Source organism: Nonomuraea composti (genome assembly GCF_012034275.1).
GTDB classification, from domain to species: domain Bacteria; phylum Actinomycetota; class Actinomycetes; order Streptosporangiales; family Streptosporangiaceae; genus Nonomuraea; species Nonomuraea composti.
Map to the genome: position 1 here is coordinate 481839 of NZ_JAATEP010000002.1, position 15593 is coordinate 497431.

The window sequence follows — 15593 nt, forward strand, 5'->3', positions numbered from 1 at the left end:
GGCGCCGTCATCAGGCCGACGTGCCGGGACTCATCATGATCCGGCTCATCGCTCGTCAGGAGGATCCGGGGTGGCGGTCGCGCCAGATGAGGAAGACGGTGCACGACACCAGCGCCCACGCGGCCAGCACCAGGAACGGCATCAGCCGCTGGTGCCCGCCGAAGTACACGGCGGTGTGCTGGGCGTTGATCGAGGCCCCGGGCGGCAGCCAGCGCCCGATGGTGCCCAGCGGCGACGGCAGCAGCGGCCACGACACCGCCCCGCCCGAGGACGGGTTCCCCAGCAGCACCATCAGCCCCCAGGTCGGCACCATCGCCCACCGCCGGACGAGCGTGTTGAACATGGTGAACACCATGCCGGAGGTGAACATGGTCAGCGCCAGGATGAACCACGACTCCAGCAGCGGCAGGTCGAGCGCGCCGAGCCCCCAGTCCACGGCGGCCACGATGGACAGCCCGCCCAGCGCCGCGTACGCCGCCGTGAACGCGATCCGCTGCCAGGCGGTCAGCGCCCCGGCCTGCACGCTGAGCTGCACGGCCCCGATGAACCCGATGACCACCGCCGCGAGCGTGATGTAGAACAGCGCGAGGCCGCGCGGGTCGCCCCGCTGCAACGGCTTCATGTCCCGTACGGTGAGCCGCACCCCGACCCGCTGTGCCACCTTGGGCGCCGCCTCACTGAGGAGCTGTGCCACGGACGCGCCGGAGGCGCCCGACACGTACAGCGTCACGTCGTCGCCGCGCACCACGATGACGCCGAAGACGCGCTGCTCCTCCACCGCCTGGGCGGCCCGTGCGAAGGTGCCCTCGAAGGAGAGGGCCAGCGAGGCGTTCAGCGTCTGCTCCAGGCCGGCGGCGAACGCCTTGCCGCGTACGGTCTGGTGGCTGACCCCCACCACCGCGACGGGGACGCGGTGCGGGGTGGGGTCGGCCATGGCGTAGGTGTAGGAGCCGGCGAAGAGCCCGGCCGCGGCGGCGAGGATCAGCACGAGCACGCTCGCGGGCAGGAACGGCGACGCCTTGAAGGCCGCCCACCAGTGGCCCGTCCGGTCGTCGTCCATGCCTGCCACGCTAGGCACGGGCGGGCCGTCGCCCGGCGGCTGACACGCGTCCCTGACAGAGCCTTGGTCTCGGAGCTCAGACCTCGCGCGGCCCTCCCGTCACCTCGGCCAGCTCGCGGCGCAGCGCGTCGTCCAGGCCGCCGCGGCTCCAGTACCAGCGGCACAGCGCCGGCGGCCGGTCGGGCGAGCGCTCGTCGACGAAGGCGAACCGGTCGGGCAGCCACAGGTGGGCGCCGGCGCCGAGCACGTTGAACTCGGAGAAGCCGCGCGGCGGTCGGGAGGTCACGTACGCCTCCACGCTCATCCCGTGCACCGCCCGGCAGTGCGCGCGCACGGCCGGGTACAGCTCGCGCGGATAGACGAAGGGCGGCACCCGCATGTAGTCGTGCTCCACGGGCCGGCCGAGGAAGCGCTCGGTGGGGCCGGTCCACGGCCGGTGCCGGCCCAGCGCGGAGACGGGCAGGCAGACGAGGCGGATGCGGCGGCCCGCCATCAGCAGGCCGGGGTCGCACGGCCGGTCGATCATCATGTCGGCGTCCAGGTGGCAGATGAGCTGCGCGTCGGTGTAGTCGTCGGCGTGCAGCTTGGTGACCTGCTGCCCGAGGTAGTCGTCGGGGTAGTCGCGGCAGACCTCCACCCGCGCCGCCTCTCCCGCCACTCTCCGGACGGCCGGCGCCCCGCGCCTCGGCGTGATCACGACGACCTCCGCGAAGCCGCGGCACCAGTGCCGGATGCCCGCCAGGCAGAAGCCCAGCCACTCGGCGTCGCGGTGGTAGGTGCGGATGACGATGGCGGCCCCTGGTCGGCCGGGCGTGCCGGGGTTAGCCTCGGGGACGTGGCCGTGCCCGCCTTCTGGTGCCGAGTGCCGAGCCGGGGCAACGTGGGTGACCGGCTCACCCCCTGGCTGATCAGGAAGATGACCGGGATGCCCGCCCGGTGGGTCCCGCCGCACGCCCCGGGCGTGAAGTTCTTCGTCAGCGGCAGCATCGCCGCGCTCGGCGGGCCGGGCACGGTGGTGTGGGGCGCGGGCGTCATGCGGGCGGACGACGTGCTCGACCCGCGGATGGGGTTCGCCGCCGTCCGCGGGCCGCTGACCAGGGAGGCGGCGCTCAGGGGGACGTCCTGCCCCGCCGTCTACGGCGATCCCGGGCTGCTGGTGCCCCGGTTCCACCGGCCCCGTGTCCTGCGCGGCCGGGGGCCGGGGGTGGTGCCGCACTTCGCCGACAAGGCCGCGGCCGGGCTCGGCGTGCCCGCCGGATGGTCGCTCATCGACGTGCAGCGCCCGGTCGAGGAGGTCGCCGACCGGATCGCCGCCTGCTCCCTGGTGGCGTCGTCGAGCCTGCATGGCCTCATTCTCGGCCACGCCTACGGGGTCCCGGCGGTGTGGATCAAGTTCCGGGACCTGCCGAGCGGCGACGACAGCAAGTTCCACGACTACTTCCTGTCCGTGGGGGTGCCCGTGCCGCCGCCGTACCAGGTGGGCCGGACGGGGGCGGGGCTCGATCTCGCGCGCGTGGCCGAGTACGCCACCCTGCCGGTCACGCCGCCCGACCTGGACCTGATGGTGGGGGCATGTCCCTTCAGGTGATGGCCGTGCTGGGCCGGATCCGGGACGCGGACCTGCACCGGGAGGGCGGGATCCGGTGCCTGCGGCTGTTCCAGGCCCGCCGGGACGTCCTGGACGGGCTGCGCCGCGAGACGGCCCTGCTGCGGGCGCGGGCGGCGCCGTCCCGTCCGGGCGAGCCGGGCCACGTCACCGCCTGGACCAGGCCGCGGGGACGGGTCGCGCAGTACAGCCTGCTGACGGCGTCGGGGCGCTACGACGACTTCTCCCGCGACCACGACCTGTCGTCGTTCGGCAAGCGGTTCTGGGAGGCGGACCGCTACCCGCTCCTGGCCTCTCTCGTCGGGGCACTGCCCGATCTGGTCAACGTCCGGCTGCTCGTGCTGGCGCCGGGCGCGGCGCTGCCGCCGCACGAGGAGCACGCGCTCGTCCGGGCGGACAGCGGCACGATCGGCGTACGGGCCCGCTTCCACCTGCCGCTGGAGACCGGGCCGGCGGCGACGATCACCCTCGACGGAGCGGTGTACCACCTGGAGGCGGGCACGATCCACCTGGTGAACCACGGCTGCGTGCACGCCGCCGAGAACGCCGGCACCGCCGACCGCGTGCACCTGGTGTGGGACCAGCTCATGACGCTCGACGCGGCCACGGTGATGTTCGGGCAGGCGGCGGGCCCGCCCGGGTTCGCGCGGCTGGGGCTGGTGGAGCCGTCCCCGATCGGGCACCGGCCGGTGCGGGAGTGGGAGCGGCTGGCCCCACCCGTCACCGAGGCCGAGGCGGCGAAGCTCGCCTTCCTGCGGCCCCAATAGCGGGCCCAGTAGCGGGCCCAATAGCGAGCCCGGTAGCGGCGGGCTCAGTACAGCGTCCTGCGGAACGCGGCGGGCACGTAGTGGAACAGCAGGGAGGTGTGCGCGTTGCCCGGCGGCAGCTCGGGACGGTGGTGGGGCAGCCGGGTGCCGCGGAACAGCACGCCCTGGCCGGGCCGCTGGGTCAGCGCCACCGTCCCCGAAGGCAGGTCGAAGCGCAGCGGCCAGCCGACGCCGATGCCGGGGCCCCGCTCCTCCAGCAGCACCGACAGGGTGAACTCGCACTGCTCCCTGTCCACGTGCCGCTCCAGCACCGCGCCCGAGCGGTAGGCCGAGACGTAGCTGTAGGAGGGCCGCACGGGCTCGGCCGCCACCCGGCGCACCAGGTGGACGAGCTGGTGGTGGACGAAGCGGGAGATGGGCTCGTTCTGGCGGCCGTACCGGCCGGCGACCTGGGCGTCACCGAGCTCCCAGCCGCCGCGTTCGATGAGCTGCTCGTAGTAGCGGGCCAGGCCGAGGCGCACGGCCACCGGCAGCACCTCGTCGAGCGCGCACAGCCCGTCCCCGGCGAACCTCTTGGCCGCGTCCGCGAAACCGTCCCGCTCGCCGGGCTCCACCAGCGCGCCGGCGCCCGCCAGGCGGCCGCGCAGGCGCGCGGGCAGTTCCAGCGGCGCGAGCGTGCCGGACAGCAGCGCGCGCACGGGCAGGAAGTCCGCCTCCTCCAGCCAGTACGGCCACAGGCACCCGGCCCGGTCCGCCACCCACAAAACGGGATGGCCGGGCAGGAACCGCTCCCGGAACCTGGTCCGCCCGGCCAGGGCGAGCGGGATGCTCACCCCCGTCTGGAGCGTCGCCGACGCGGCGAGCCGAGGCCGTGCGAGCTCCACCTCGGGGACGTCACGCAGCAGGGAGGCGAACAGGACGGGCCGGGCCGGTCGAGGGCGGATCATGGTGCTCTCCTGAGGCAGGCGCCGCAGCGTGGCGGCGTGGGCGTCGAGGACGGATGGCCGGAAGCCGGGCGTGCGCCGCCATTTGCCGGCGACGGGCGGCGAGATCGCGGTCGGGGACAGCGGCAGGTCGGCGGGCGTCTCCCGGCGGGACAACCCCAGCCGCTCGCCGAGCGCGCCGAGCACGGCGCCGGGGGAGCGGATCAGGTCGGCGTAGTCCACGTCGATCCACCGCCCGTCCGGGACGAGCGGGCGCGCGTCGAGCACGGCGTCGACGGCCGCGGCCCACTGGTGGGCGGCGACGACGCCCGGCTCGGCGCCGTCGAGCCGCCGCCAGCCGTCGGGCAGCAGCAGGTGCCAGGGGCCGCGCGACCAGCCGGGCAGCTCGGGCACGTTGACGAACCGGGGGTCCCGCCAGGCGGCCACCATGCTCGCCACCGTCTCCTTGGGATCCCTGCGCAGGAGGACGACGTACGCGCCGGGCAGCGCGGCCAGCAGGAACGGCAGCCGCAGGCAGTTCTCCGGCGTCCGCTCGACCAGGCGGGCGCCGCCGGGCGGCAGGTCGGCGCGCAGCCCCCAGCGCACGATCCGGCCCGCGTCGCGGGCGTGGGCCGCGGTGAGCGCGTGGGAGCGGTAGCCGCGGGCCGCCGGGTGCAGCTCGGGCACGCCCTCGATGACCGCCTCGCTCTCGCCGGGCAGCGCGCACACCTCGGGGTGCCCGGCCAGCGCGTCGAACAGCAGGGTGCCGCCCGACCTCGGCGGCGCCACGATGATGACCGGCCGGTCGAACGGCTCGTCCACGACAGGCCGCACGTCGGCGGCCCCGTGCCGAGCGGCGAAGGCGTGGGCGTGGCCGGCCGAGCCGAACAGGTAGCGGCGGCGCACCCCGCGCGCGTCCCCCGTCACCGCCCGGGCCAGCAGGCCCGCGACGGCGGGGAACGGCGCGTGGTGCGCCCGGCGCAGCCACGACCGGGGGCGGGGCGGCCCGTGCAGCACGACCGCCCACGCGGTGTCAGCGGTGGGGGAGGAGGCGGTCAACGGCGGTGGATCCACCCCGTGATGCTGAACCGGCTGTCGTCGAACTGCTTGCTCGGCACCCGCACCGGCAGCACCTCGTGCTCGTGCCGGGCGGGGAAGTACACGGCCAGGTTGGCCCGCGGCATGATCGTCTGGCTCCGGTCGGTGGGCACCATCCGGCCCTCCACCACGTCGGTCTCGAACACGCGCAGCTCGCCGCCGGCGAACTTGCGCGGCTCCCGGCTGAACAGGTAGACGAAGGTCAGCTCGCGGGTGTCGCTGCCGTCGGTGTCGCGGTGCATGCGGAAGTAGTCGCCGTCGTTGCTCGCGGTGACCTGCAGCTCGATCTCGCCGAGCGGGAAGGCCGGGTGCCCCAGCCGGGCCATGACCTCTTCGAGCTGCTGCTTGATCCGCTCCTTGAACAGCGACTCGAAGCGGCCGAGGTCGTCCAGGGTGCGGCCGCGGCGTACCCGCTCGTTGACCAGGGGCGTGGGGGAGCCGGGCTCGATGATCGTGCCGGGGGTGAAGCCGTGCACGTTCTTCAGCACGTGCTCCAGGAGCTGGGCCTGCTCGTCCCTGGTGAGGAACTCGCGCAGCACCAGGGCCACCTCGCCGGCCGGGTCGATCACCTCGATGCGGCCCGTACCGGTGGGCACGCCGCCGGGCTTGCTGTAGTGGCCGCCGCGGACCAGGCGGGTGATCTCGGCCGCGACCTCCGGCCGGTCGATCATCCAGTCGGCGCGGGAGGCGGCCTGGACGGTGTGGTGGAAGACGGCCCCCCGCGCGTATGCGGCCCGGTCGAGCGCGCCCGCCATCACGTCCACGGTGTCGGTCTCGGACAGGCCGAGCCGTTCGAGCAGGCGGCGGGCGGGCGTGCGGTAGGTGAAGTAGCGGGCGGCCTCGGTGAGGAAGACGTCCTGCGTCGCCTCGAACCCCGTCTCCCGCAGGACGTGGTCGGCCATCATCGACCCCTCGGCCACCAGGTAGTGGATCTCCGCGTTCGGGTCGGTGGAGATGAACTCCAGCGCCTCCTTGATCAGCGCCGACTGCAGGCCGATGTTGCCGAGCTCCTCGTCCACGAGGTAGATCGTGCTCAGCCCCCAGCACGCGTCGGCCACCAGGTGCGTCTGCAGCAGGCCGACCACGTTGCGCGCGCCCAGCCCCCACGGCGGCCACGGCCGGTCGCGGACGGCCGCGAACAGCTGCGAGTCCCCCTCCGACAGCAGCGGCAGCACCACCTCGTCCATGACGTGGGGCGCGCCGAGCCGCCGGAAGAAGGAGCGCAGCGCCGCCTCGGCGAGCGGGCTCAGCTCATCGAAGATCTCGATCCTGGTGGCCGCGTTCCGGCCGGCGTAGAAGCCGTTCGTCTCGGTCATGGTTGACTCCCGTTCGATCGCTGGCTGGTCTGAAAGGCGTGAAGGTCGAGGCCACCCCCTTCCTGCGTGTCTCCGACCCGGCGGGGCGCCCGCTCCCGTGGGTGCTGGTGCGCGCGCCCGTCACCGGCCGCGCCCGGCACGCGCGGCTGGCCGCGCTCGCCCGGGACGGCCACCGGTTCGCCGGCATGACCAGCTACGCGGGCTTCCCCGGCCCCGGCTGGCGCGACGAGCGCGACTACGGGCTGCTGTGCGAGGCGTGGTTCCACTGCTTCCGCCGCCCCGACCGGCACCTGCCGCCGCACGGTCCCCGCGCGCTGATCAGCGAGTCGGACTTCACCGACCCCAGGCGCGTCGACCCCGCCCGGATCGCGGCGGCGCCGCGCGCCGACGTCGTCTGCGTGTGCGCCGCCCACCTCGCCGACCTGAAGAACTGGCCCCTGGTACGGCGCTGCCTGCCCCGCCTGCGCGCCGCCGGGCTGCGCGTGCTCGTGGTGGACCCGCCGGAGCGCGCGGCGCCGCCCGGGACCGAGTTCACGCCCCGGCTGCCCTGGCCGCACCTGCTCGCCGCCGTCGCCGGAGCCCGCTGCCTGCTCGTGCCCGGCGTCCTGGACGCCTCCCCGCGCGTCCTGGCCGAGGCCCTCTGCCTGGACGTGCCGGTCGTGGTCAACCGGTCGATCCTCGGCGGCTGGAAGTACGTCAACGCGTTCACCGGCGTGTTCTTCGACGGCGCGGACGACGTCGTCCAGGCGGTGACGGCGGCCTGCTCGGGCACGCGGCGGCCGCGCGCGTACTTCACCGCCCACCACGGGCCGCTGCGGGCGGGCGCCGCCGTGCTGGCCGTCCTGCGCCGCCTCCAGCCTGACCTGCCCGCCGTGTCCCATGTGCTGCTCACCCCGGACGACGGCGGCGCTCGGCCGGAGAGACGTTGACGACCAGGCGCGGCCCGCCCGCCATGGGGGAGCGGTGGATCCACGCCGCCCGCGGCGGATGCTCGCTCCAGTGCCGGCGCACGTCCAGATGACGGAAGAAGACCACCGCGCCCGGCGGCACCGCCCTGATGGCCGCGCCCGCGCGGACGAAGTCCGGGCACGCGTCCATCACGGGCGGCACCTCGCCCCCGCCCCTGGCCAGCCGCTCCCGCCTCGACAGGTACGCGTAGAAGCGGCGCACGTCCTCGACGTCCTCCGGCTCCACGTACTCCGTGCACGCCCCGTTGTAGACGCGCAGCGCCCCGAACGGCGGCGCCTGCGGCGCGACGGTGTCCACGTGGAAGCCGCACCTGCCGGTCGGCGCCTCGGTGAAGGCACGCACCAGCACCCGCCTGATGCCGCCCAGCTCGCACACCCGCTCCACCAGGTCGAGCAGGTCGGCCATCAGCGCGTACCGCAGCGGCGCCTCCAGCGCGGCCAGCGCCGAGCGCGCCCAGACGGTCACCTGCCCGGCCGTCACCCCCTCCAGCGAGACGCGCGGCACCGTGAGCCGGCCCGTCTCGACCGCGCCGGCCAGCGCGCCCAGCCAGCCCTCGCCGGCCTCCTCCACGATCACCGCCGTCACCCCGTCGTCCGACGCCGGCGCGGCGGCCTGGGCCCGCCCGGTGACCCGGCACACCCCTGCGATGGCCATGCGGCCTCCTCCCGCGTGCGCGGCTACAGGCCCGAGACGGTCCAGGCGATCCCGTACCAGGTGTCGGCGGTGCCCGACCAGCGGCGCACGACGATCTCGTACGTCTGGCCCGGCGCCGCCGCGAACTCGGCGATCTCGTAGCTGTTGTCCCAGGAGCCGCTGCTCGCCACCCAGCCGCCGCCGGCCGCCCTGACGAGCAGGTCGAGATCGACGGCCAGGAAGGAGACGATGGGCAGGCCGAACAGCGGCAGCTCCAGGACCGAGCTGTCCCAGGCGAGGGCGACCTTCACCCGTGGCGCCAGCATGCGCCGCGGCACGCTCACCCGGTGGACGAACGTGGCCAGCCGGTCGCCGCCGATGTCGGACGACCGCAGCGTGCCCACGTCCCAGCCGCGCCGCGCCCCGGAGGAGTCCCTGACCTGGCGCGAGCGCGCGATCAGGGCGGCCTCCTGGCCGTCCAGGGCTCCCGAGCCGTCGCTCGCGTCCACGTGCGCCGCGAGGTCGCTCTGCCAGTCCGAGCCGCCCGGGTTGCGGCCGGCGGCGGCCAGCATGATCGCGCGGCAGCCCTCCGGCCACGACCGCAGCACCGCGTCCGCCTGCTGGATCAGCGCCACGCAGCCGGCCACCGCCGGGGCCGCGAAGCTCGTCCCCGACATGGTGGTGCCCACCGCGCTCACCCCGACGCCGTTGGCCGCCAGCTCCGGCAGCTCCCGGTCCGCGTGCGGGGCGGAGGGGTTGCGGAAGACCGAGTCGCCGGACATCGCGCCCGCCGTGTCGTCGTGGTTGCCGACGGTCAGGCCGTTGTAGCCCTTGTGGTTGACGTACTCGTCCTCGGGCGGATGGATGTCGTCGGCGTCGCCCTCCCAGTAGTTGCCCGCCGCCTGCACGATCGTCGGGTACGGCCAGTGCAGCGCCAGCCAGTCCTTGTAGACGTCGTCGAAGGACAGCACGGCCGAGCCCGGCTCGCTCGCCCGGTGGAAGCTCTGGCTGACCACGGTGCAGCCCTGGTCCCGCACCGCCCAGCGCAGCGCCTCCAGCCCGTAGTCGTTGGCGGAGAACAGCTCGCAGCCCGGCGCGTGGCCGTGCGGCCGGTCCGCCTCGACGTTCTTGACGACGGCGTGCGTGAGGCGGGCGTGGGTGCTGGTCGAGGGCGTCGCGGTGAACGAGCCCGCGATGTCCAGGTCCTTCACGTCGTCGGGCCCGCTCTCCCAGACGGCCACCCGCACGCCCCGGCCGGTGAGCGACAGGTTCTGCTGGGCCAGGTCGGACCGGGCCGCCTTCATCGAGTCGCCCAGGTCGTCCCGGCCCTCGCGCTCGTGCGGGAACAGCGCCGCGACCTCGTCCCGCCCGGCCAGGTCGGTGATCCGGTCGCGGGTCATCGTGGCGTAGACGACCGGCGCGACCGGGTCCGTGACGGCACGGTGGTCGTCGAACGCGTGCGCGACCAGATCGCGCAGGTGCCGCGTGACCCGCGCGACCTGCTCGCCGAGACGGCGCTCCTCGGGGCCCGGCTCCTCGGCGGCCCGCTCCGGGTCCTTGTCGAAGCGCGGCGCGTCCTCCGGCATCCTGGCCCAGATCGCGACCGGGATCCGCTCGTCGTCGCGTGCCCGGCGCAGCCGCTCGCCCAGCGTCTCGTGGATCCTGCCGTGGCGCTCGGCGTACCGCCGGCCCACCTCGCCCAGCACCGCCTCCGCCTCGACCCTGCGGCCGCTCTCGTCGAAGGCCAGCTCCACGGGCTCGCCGCTCTCCTCGTCCGTGGCCTTGACCAGGTCGAGGAACGGCCCGCCCGGGCGGGTGCCGAGCGGCACCCGCGTGGTGCCGACCTCGCCGAGCACCACCCTGGCGTGGCCGTCCACGCGCAGCCGCGCGCCCAGTTCCAGCGGCCGGTCGATCACCGTGAACGGCACGTCGAACGGCTCGGTGAGCCGGTGGCCCTGCGTGCTCAGCAGCTCCCCGACGACCAGACGGTGCCGGCCGTGCGGCAGCTCCCCGTCCGGACGCACCAGGGCTGTGCGGCCGTCGGCGGTGACCTCGACGCGCACGCGCCGGCCCCGGATGCCGATCGCCCCCTGCGCCGACCTCGCGTCGATGGCCTCGTCGCACGAGACGGTGATCTCGGTGTCCCGGGTGATGAGCGCGCCCGCTGGAACGCTGACAGAGACGTGGACGGACATGGCACCCCGCCTTCCTGGCTGAACCGGTACCGGGCCCGTGAAAAGAATGACCCCTGGCAAACCTGGCGAACTAGCCAGAGTCCGTGACCGTTCAGTAGCAAAAGCGGCACGCTGTGGAGAGCGGAGAAGATCACCCCCTCCCGGATCGCCGTCCCGTCGGGCATACTGATGCCGCCTGACCATGATCACTGACCCGAGCGGGGGCCGTTTGTGCTGAACGCCGACCACGATTCCGGGCGAGGCATCAACCGGCGCCGGCTGCTGACCTCCGCGTTGACCTTCGGCGGCCTGTCACTGGGGCTGACGGCGCTGCCCACCGGCGCGCAGGCCAGGTCCTCCCGCACCCGGAGGGAAGGCACCTGGGAGAACGTCATCGAGAAGTCGTCCTTCGCCAGCCGCACGGCCTTCGACCGGGAGTGGAACCTCCTCTACCCCTGGGACGGCGACCGGACCACCCACAACGGCGCCGCCACGATGAAGGAGAGCCAGATCTCCCTGTCCGGCGGCGTGCTGACCCTGACCGCCACCCGCCTGTCCGCCTCGCCCGGGCTCAGCTCGCACCCGCCGCACGCCCCGCTGTGGTGGAACTCCGGCGCCGTCCACGCCAAAGAGCAGATCGTCGTCGACGACCAGTTCCCCGAGTACGACATCGAGGGCGAGTTCAGGGCCGACACCGGGCCCGGCGTCTGGCCGGCGTTCTGGACGACCGGCGTCTGGCCGTCCTGGCCGCCCGAGTCCGACATCCTCGAGTACGTCGGCGAGCCCACCAACCTGTTCAACACCTGGAACAAGACCGCCACCGGCGACCCGCGAGAGCACCAGGACGGCGACAGCTACGTCACCCGCACCACCGTGCCGGTCGCCGACCCCGGCGCCGAGTTCGTCAAGTACCGCGTCTGGATGTACAAGGACGGCGACGACGTCGGCCTCGAGTACTACCTCGGCGGCGACTGGGTGGCCGACCACGTCGGCAAGGGCTGGGCCGGCGTCCCCATGTGGCTCATCATCAACCTGCAGATGGGCAGCTACGCGTCGGGCCTGAGCGGGCCGGGCGACGCCGGCTGGGCCGACCAGCTCCCGGGCCCCACCACCGACACCCGCCTCCAGGCCCGCAACGTGTGGGTCGGCCGCACCCGCGCCTGGTGACCCCGGCGGCCCCTGAGTCCACCGGCGGCCTGTCAAGAGTGTGTCGCGACACCATGTCAGGACCGGCTCCCGGCATCTAACGTGCGCTGCAACCCCCCAGAAGAGTCGTGCCAGCAGCGAGGAGCCGTTCCATGGCCGCCACTCTTTTCACCCGCGCTCTCGTCACCCTCCTCCTGACCGTCCTGCCGTGGGCGGCCCTGTCCGCACGGCAGCCCGCCCGGGCCGCGTCCCTGACCCAGGTCGCCTCATTCGGCGCCAACCCCGGCAACCTCACCATGTACGCCTACCGCCCCGACGGGCTCGCGAGCGGACGCCCGCTCGTCGTCCTGCTGCACGGCTGCACCCAGAACGCCGACGGCTACTTCACCAACTCCGGCTGGCGCAAGTACGCCGACCAGTGGGGCTTCACCCTCGTGCTGGCGCAGACCGGCAGCGCGAACAACTCCACCGGCTGCTTCAACTGGTTCCAGACCGGCGACACCACGCGCGGCCAGGGCGAGGCCGCCTCCATCCGCAGCATGGTCTCCTACGCCGTGTCCACCTACGGCTCCGACCCGCGACGAGTCCACGTCAGCGGGCTGTCGGCGGGCGGAGCCATGGCGGCGGTCATGCTGGCCACGTACCCCGACGTGTTCGCGTCCGGATCCATCGGCGCCGGCCTGGCCTACCGGTGCGCCACCAGCCTCACCCAGGCGTCCAGCTGCCAGTACGGCCCCACCAGCCGGACCCCGCGCCAGTGGGGCGACCTGGTCCGCGCCGCCCACTCCGGCTACGCGGGCCCGTACCCGCGCGTGGCCATCTGGCAGGGCCAGTCCGACTACACCGTGGTGCCCGCGAACGGCAGGCAACTGCGCGACCAGTGGACCGACGTCCGCGGCGTCTCCCAGACCCCGACCGCCACCCGCTCCCTCACCGGCGGCACCACCCTGACCGTGTACGGCGACGACGACGTACGCCTGTACGAGATCGCCGGCCTCGGCCACGGCCTGCCGGTCGACCCGGGCAGCGGCGCCGACCAGTGCGGCGCCACGGCCGCCTTCTTCCTGGACGCCATCTGCTCCGCCTACCACGACGCCCGCTTCTTCGGCCTGGACACCGACGCCCCGCCCCCCACCCCCACCCCCACCGCGACCCCCACCCCGACCCCCACTCCGACGCCCACGGTGCCGGGGACGTGCGTGCGGGCCAGCAACTACGCCCACACCACCGCCGGGCGCGCCCACCAGGTGAGCGGCTACACCTACGCCAACGGCTCCAACGACCCGATGGGCCTGTGGAACACGTTCACCATCCACGGCCTCCGCCAGACCGGCCCTGACCACTGGGTGCTCGCCGACGGCGAGTGCTGACGGCCCCCTCAGCAGGTGTCTTTCCGACCGGCCTCGCCCTCACCCGCGCCCGTCACTCCCGCCTTCGGCCACGCCCCCGCCCTTGGCCATGCTCTCGGCCACGGCCACGGCCACGACCACAGCCCCGAGGGCTTGGGCGAGCGCCCGCCACTCATGACACTGCCGGTTCCTGCCCATCGGGTGCAATCACTGCGGCGTCCCCAGAGCACCCGTAATAGAGCAGACCTTACAAAGACTCCGAGATTTCCCCACGAGCACGTTGATCACCCCTGGATCGGCATGCTAATAATGAAGGAAACCTTCGTAAGACAGGAGTCGCCCATGCCGGTCGCGACCGCGTTACGGTGGCCCGGATGTGACAACGCCCGCGACCTGGCCGGCCTGCCCACCTCAGGCGGCGGCCGCATCAGGAAGGGCGCCCTGTTCCGCTCCGACCGCCCGCGGCCGGCCGGCGTCGAGGCGGTGCTGGCCTCCGGCGTACGGCTCCTCATCGACCTGCGCCTGCCCGCCGAGTGCGCGGCCGACCCGAGCCCGCTCGCCGGCCACCCCGTCTACCGCAACCTGCCGGTCCTGCGCGAGGAGGACACCGTCCTGGAGGCGATGGCCGAGACGCTGCCGGGCATCTACCGGGCCATCCTCGACCGGGGCGCCGACCGGATCGCCCGCGTCCTCACCGCCATCGCCCTCGCCCCGCCGGGCGGCGTGCTCGTGCACTGCCACGCCGGCCGCGACCGTACGGGGCTCGTCGTCGCCCTGGCCCTGACGCTGGCCGGCGTCCCCGACGAGGAGATCGCCCGCGACTACGCCCGCACCGCCGCCTGCCTGACCCCGGACCCCGGCGAACGGGCCCGCCGCCTGGCCGCGCAGATCACCGCCGACACGATGCTGGAAACCCTGGCCTACCTGCGCGAACGGTACGGCGGCGCGGTGCCGTACCTGGGGCTCGACGAATCACTTTCGAGCCGGCTCAAGACCCGCCTGACCGAAGCACCGCCCGATCCAAGCACCCCCGATCCAAGCACCCCCGATCCAAGCACCCCCGATCCAAGCATCGCCGATTGCAGCACCGCTGGTTGAAGCACCGCCGCTGGTTGAAGCGCCGCTGATTACAGCGCCGCCGATTCAAGCACTGCCGTTTGCAGCAGCGGCAGGACCTTCAGGAGACGCATCGTGCTCAAGCGATTAGCCGCCCCTCTCCTCCTCCTCGCCTCCCTCCTCATCGTCCCCACCCCCGCCCAGGCCGCCACCGGCCGCGCGCTGACCGCCGCGGAGCTGGCCCAGGTGCGCCCGCTGACGTTCACCTCGACCCTCGCCGCCCGCGACAGCGTGGCCGCCACGCTCCCGGTGACCAAGGTGAGCATGAGCACCGTCATCGGCGGCGGCTACACCACCCGCGCCATCTGCCACCCCACCAACCTCCGGCTCTCCGCCACGGTCACCGGCTTCTGCTGGAACGCCACCGACGACACCACCGCGAACTGGTTCCCGCAGGGCATCACCGGCAGCGGCGACGGCGTGAACGGCTCCGTGCTCTACCCGCCGTGCGAGGGCTGCCCCGGCCGCAAGATCGTCGCGGTCAGCTGGCGCAGCGGCGCCTCCCACGAGTACGGGGCGAACCGGCTGGCCAGGGTCACGTTCGTGGACGTCACCGGAGGGACCGCGGGCGCGCCGTACAGGCACGCCCTGCTCGTCGAGCCCGACGGCAGCGCCGAAGGCTTCCGCGAGATCGCCAGCCACGCCGACGGCATCTCCTGGTACGGCAACAAGCTCTTCCTCGTCACCGGCGGCGACCCGGACGTGTCCGGCGGTGACCGGCTGGTCCGCGTCTTCGACCTCACTCACTTCTGGCGCATGAGCTCCACCACGTCCGGGAACGTCGGCTGCGCCGGCGGCGTCTGCTCGGCCGCGTACTCGGGCTTCGCCCTGCCGCAGATCGGCTACTACCGGCTCAGCCCCTCGGCGGTCTGCGCCAGCCTCGACCTGACCAGGCCGTGCCTGAACGGGGTCTCGCTCGACCGCTCCGGCGCCGACCACCTGACCACCGTCGAGTACCGCAAGGGCGGTTCCGGCGGCAAGATCCTGCGCTGGCCGCTCGACGCCGCCACCGCCCTGTTCAGGATCGGCTCCGACGGGGTCGTGCGCCCCACCGAGGGGTGGTTCAGCCCGGTCTGGGACGTCCAGGGTGGCGTCTTCACCGGCGGCCGTGGCGTCCTCGTCGGGCTGTGCCCGGAAGGGTCGCCGTCCGTCACGTACATGCCGGGCGGGACCGCCAGCGTGTACGGGGAGTTCAGGAAGTCGTGCCTGCACCGCGTCACGCTCTCCGCCGACCGCGCCACGCTCGACGTCCACTACCTGACGACCGCTCCGGGCAACGCGCAGAACGTGTCCTACTGGCCGGCGAGCGGGGAGATGTGGCTGGTGAACGAGTTCCGTGGCGACTACGACGGCGTCTACGACAGCGACCGCCTGGTCCTGGCGGTGAGCTGCCCGAGCCTCGACTGCTGACCGACCTCCACCCTTCCCCGCCTCCA

14 protein-coding genes are annotated in these 15593 nt (G+C 73.8%); 7 read left to right on the forward strand and 7 right to left on the reverse strand.

The annotated features are described in order from the left end of the window. Nucleotides 1-55: 55 nt before the first annotated feature. On the reverse strand, nt 56-1060 hold the full coding sequence (locus tag HCN51_RS05065) for an ABC transporter permease (RefSeq protein WP_168007212.1): 1005 nt from the start codon (nt 1058-1060) through the stop codon (nt 56-58). A gap of 76 nt (nt 1061-1136) precedes the next feature. Further along, on the reverse strand, nt 1137-1757 hold the full coding sequence (locus HCN51_RS05070) for a hypothetical protein (protein WP_168007214.1): 621 nt from the start codon (nt 1755-1757) through the stop codon (nt 1137-1139). 138 nt (nt 1758-1895) lie between these two features. On the opposite strand from HCN51_RS05070, the gene HCN51_RS05075 reads away from it, so the two are divergent. Next, nucleotides 1896-2648: a polysaccharide pyruvyl transferase family protein gene (locus HCN51_RS05075; protein ID WP_206066547.1), complete on the forward strand. Its 753-nt coding sequence runs from the start codon at nt 1896-1898 to the stop codon at nt 2646-2648. Continuing rightward, entirely contained in the window at nt 2633-3433 is an 801-nt protein-coding gene (locus HCN51_RS05080) for an aspartyl/asparaginyl beta-hydroxylase domain-containing protein (RefSeq protein WP_168007216.1), read from the forward strand. The genes HCN51_RS05075 and HCN51_RS05080 overlap by 16 nt, the downstream gene beginning before the upstream one ends. Nucleotides 3434-3477: 44 nt before the next feature. On the opposite strand, the gene HCN51_RS05085 is transcribed toward HCN51_RS05080, so the two are convergent. Further along, nucleotides 3478-5430, reverse strand: coding sequence for a sulfotransferase (locus HCN51_RS05085; RefSeq protein ID WP_168007218.1), 1953 nt, complete (start codon nt 5428-5430; stop codon nt 3478-3480). Next, nucleotides 5412-6770, reverse strand: a complete 1359-nt coding sequence (locus tag HCN51_RS05090) for a 2OG-Fe(II) oxygenase (protein ID WP_168007220.1) — start codon at nt 6768-6770, stop codon at nt 5412-5414. Before HCN51_RS05090 ends, HCN51_RS05085 begins: the two co-directional genes overlap by 19 nt. Before the next feature lie 38 nt (nt 6771-6808). Between HCN51_RS05090 and HCN51_RS05095 the strand changes: the two genes are divergently transcribed. Next, on the forward strand, nt 6809-7699 hold the full coding sequence (locus tag HCN51_RS05095; protein ID WP_168007222.1) for a glycosyltransferase: 891 nt from the start codon (nt 6809-6811) through the stop codon (nt 7697-7699). On the opposite strand, the gene HCN51_RS05100 is transcribed toward HCN51_RS05095, so the two are convergent. Next, on the reverse strand, nt 7659-8393 hold the full coding sequence (locus HCN51_RS05100) for a DUF1826 domain-containing protein (protein ID WP_168007224.1): 735 nt from the start codon (nt 8391-8393) through the stop codon (nt 7659-7661). The genes HCN51_RS05095 and HCN51_RS05100 overlap by 41 nt on opposite strands. A gap of 23 nt (nt 8394-8416) precedes the next feature. Then, on the reverse strand, nt 8417-10567 hold the full coding sequence (locus HCN51_RS05105; protein ID WP_168007226.1) for a S8 family serine peptidase: 2151 nt from the start codon (nt 10565-10567) through the stop codon (nt 8417-8419). A gap of 210 nt (nt 10568-10777) precedes the next feature. On the opposite strand from HCN51_RS05105, the gene HCN51_RS05110 reads away from it, so the two are divergent. Both HCN51_RS05110 and HCN51_RS05115 read left to right on the forward strand, forming a co-directional pair. Continuing rightward, entirely contained in the window at nt 10778-11713 is a 936-nt protein-coding gene (locus tag HCN51_RS05110) for a family 16 glycosylhydrolase (RefSeq protein ID WP_168007228.1), read from the forward strand. A 131-nt stretch (nt 11714-11844) separates the two neighbouring features. Further along, the gene (locus HCN51_RS05115; protein ID WP_168007229.1) at nt 11845-13062 is read left to right on the forward strand and encodes an extracellular catalytic domain type 1 short-chain-length polyhydroxyalkanoate depolymerase; all 1218 of its coding nucleotides are present in this window, start codon (nt 11845-11847) and stop codon (nt 13060-13062) included. Between the two features lie 39 nt (nt 13063-13101). On the opposite strand, the gene HCN51_RS05120 is transcribed toward HCN51_RS05115, so the two are convergent. Continuing rightward, nucleotides 13102-13239: a hypothetical protein gene (locus HCN51_RS05120; protein ID WP_168007230.1), complete on the reverse strand. Its 138-nt coding sequence runs from the start codon at nt 13237-13239 to the stop codon at nt 13102-13104. Nucleotides 13240-13383: 144 nt separating this feature from the next. Here HCN51_RS05120 and HCN51_RS05125 point away from each other — a divergent pair, with 144 nt between their 5' ends. After that, nucleotides 13384-14139, forward strand: a complete 756-nt coding sequence (locus tag HCN51_RS05125) for a tyrosine-protein phosphatase (protein WP_240972405.1) — start codon at nt 13384-13386, stop codon at nt 14137-14139. Nucleotides 14140-14232: 93 nt separating this feature from the next. Continuing rightward, the gene (locus tag HCN51_RS05130; RefSeq protein ID WP_168007232.1) at nt 14233-15567 is read left to right on the forward strand and encodes a hypothetical protein; all 1335 of its coding nucleotides are present in this window, start codon (nt 14233-14235) and stop codon (nt 15565-15567) included. Nucleotides 15568-15593: the final 26 nt, after the last annotated feature.

Bases quoted from the DNA above. Each gene is read 5' to 3' on its own strand.
- HCN51_RS05105 (WP_168007226.1), bottom strand. From the start codon at position 10,567: ATGTCCGTCCACGTCTCTGTCAGCGTTCCAGCGGGCGCGCTCATCACC.
- HCN51_RS05120 (WP_168007230.1), bottom strand. From the start codon at position 13,239: ATGGGCAGGAACCGGCAGTGTCATGAGTGGCGGGCGCTCGCCCAAGCC.
- HCN51_RS05115 (WP_168007229.1), top strand. From the start codon at position 11,845: ATGGCCGCCACTCTTTTCACCCGCGCTCTCGTCACCCTCCTCCTGACC.
- HCN51_RS05065 (WP_168007212.1), bottom strand. From the start codon at position 1,060: ATGGACGACGACCGGACGGGCCACTGGTGGGCGGCCTTCAAGGCGTCG.
- HCN51_RS05090 (WP_168007220.1), bottom strand. From the start codon at position 6,770: ATGACCGAGACGAACGGCTTCTACGCCGGCCGGAACGCGGCCACCAGG.
- HCN51_RS05080 (WP_168007216.1), top strand. From the start codon at position 2,633: ATGTCCCTTCAGGTGATGGCCGTGCTGGGCCGGATCCGGGACGCGGAC.
- HCN51_RS05100 (WP_168007224.1), bottom strand. From the start codon at position 8,393: ATGGCCATCGCAGGGGTGTGCCGGGTCACCGGGCGGGCCCAGGCCGCC.
- HCN51_RS05125 (WP_240972405.1), top strand. From the start codon at position 13,384: ATGCCGGTCGCGACCGCGTTACGGTGGCCCGGATGTGACAACGCCCGC.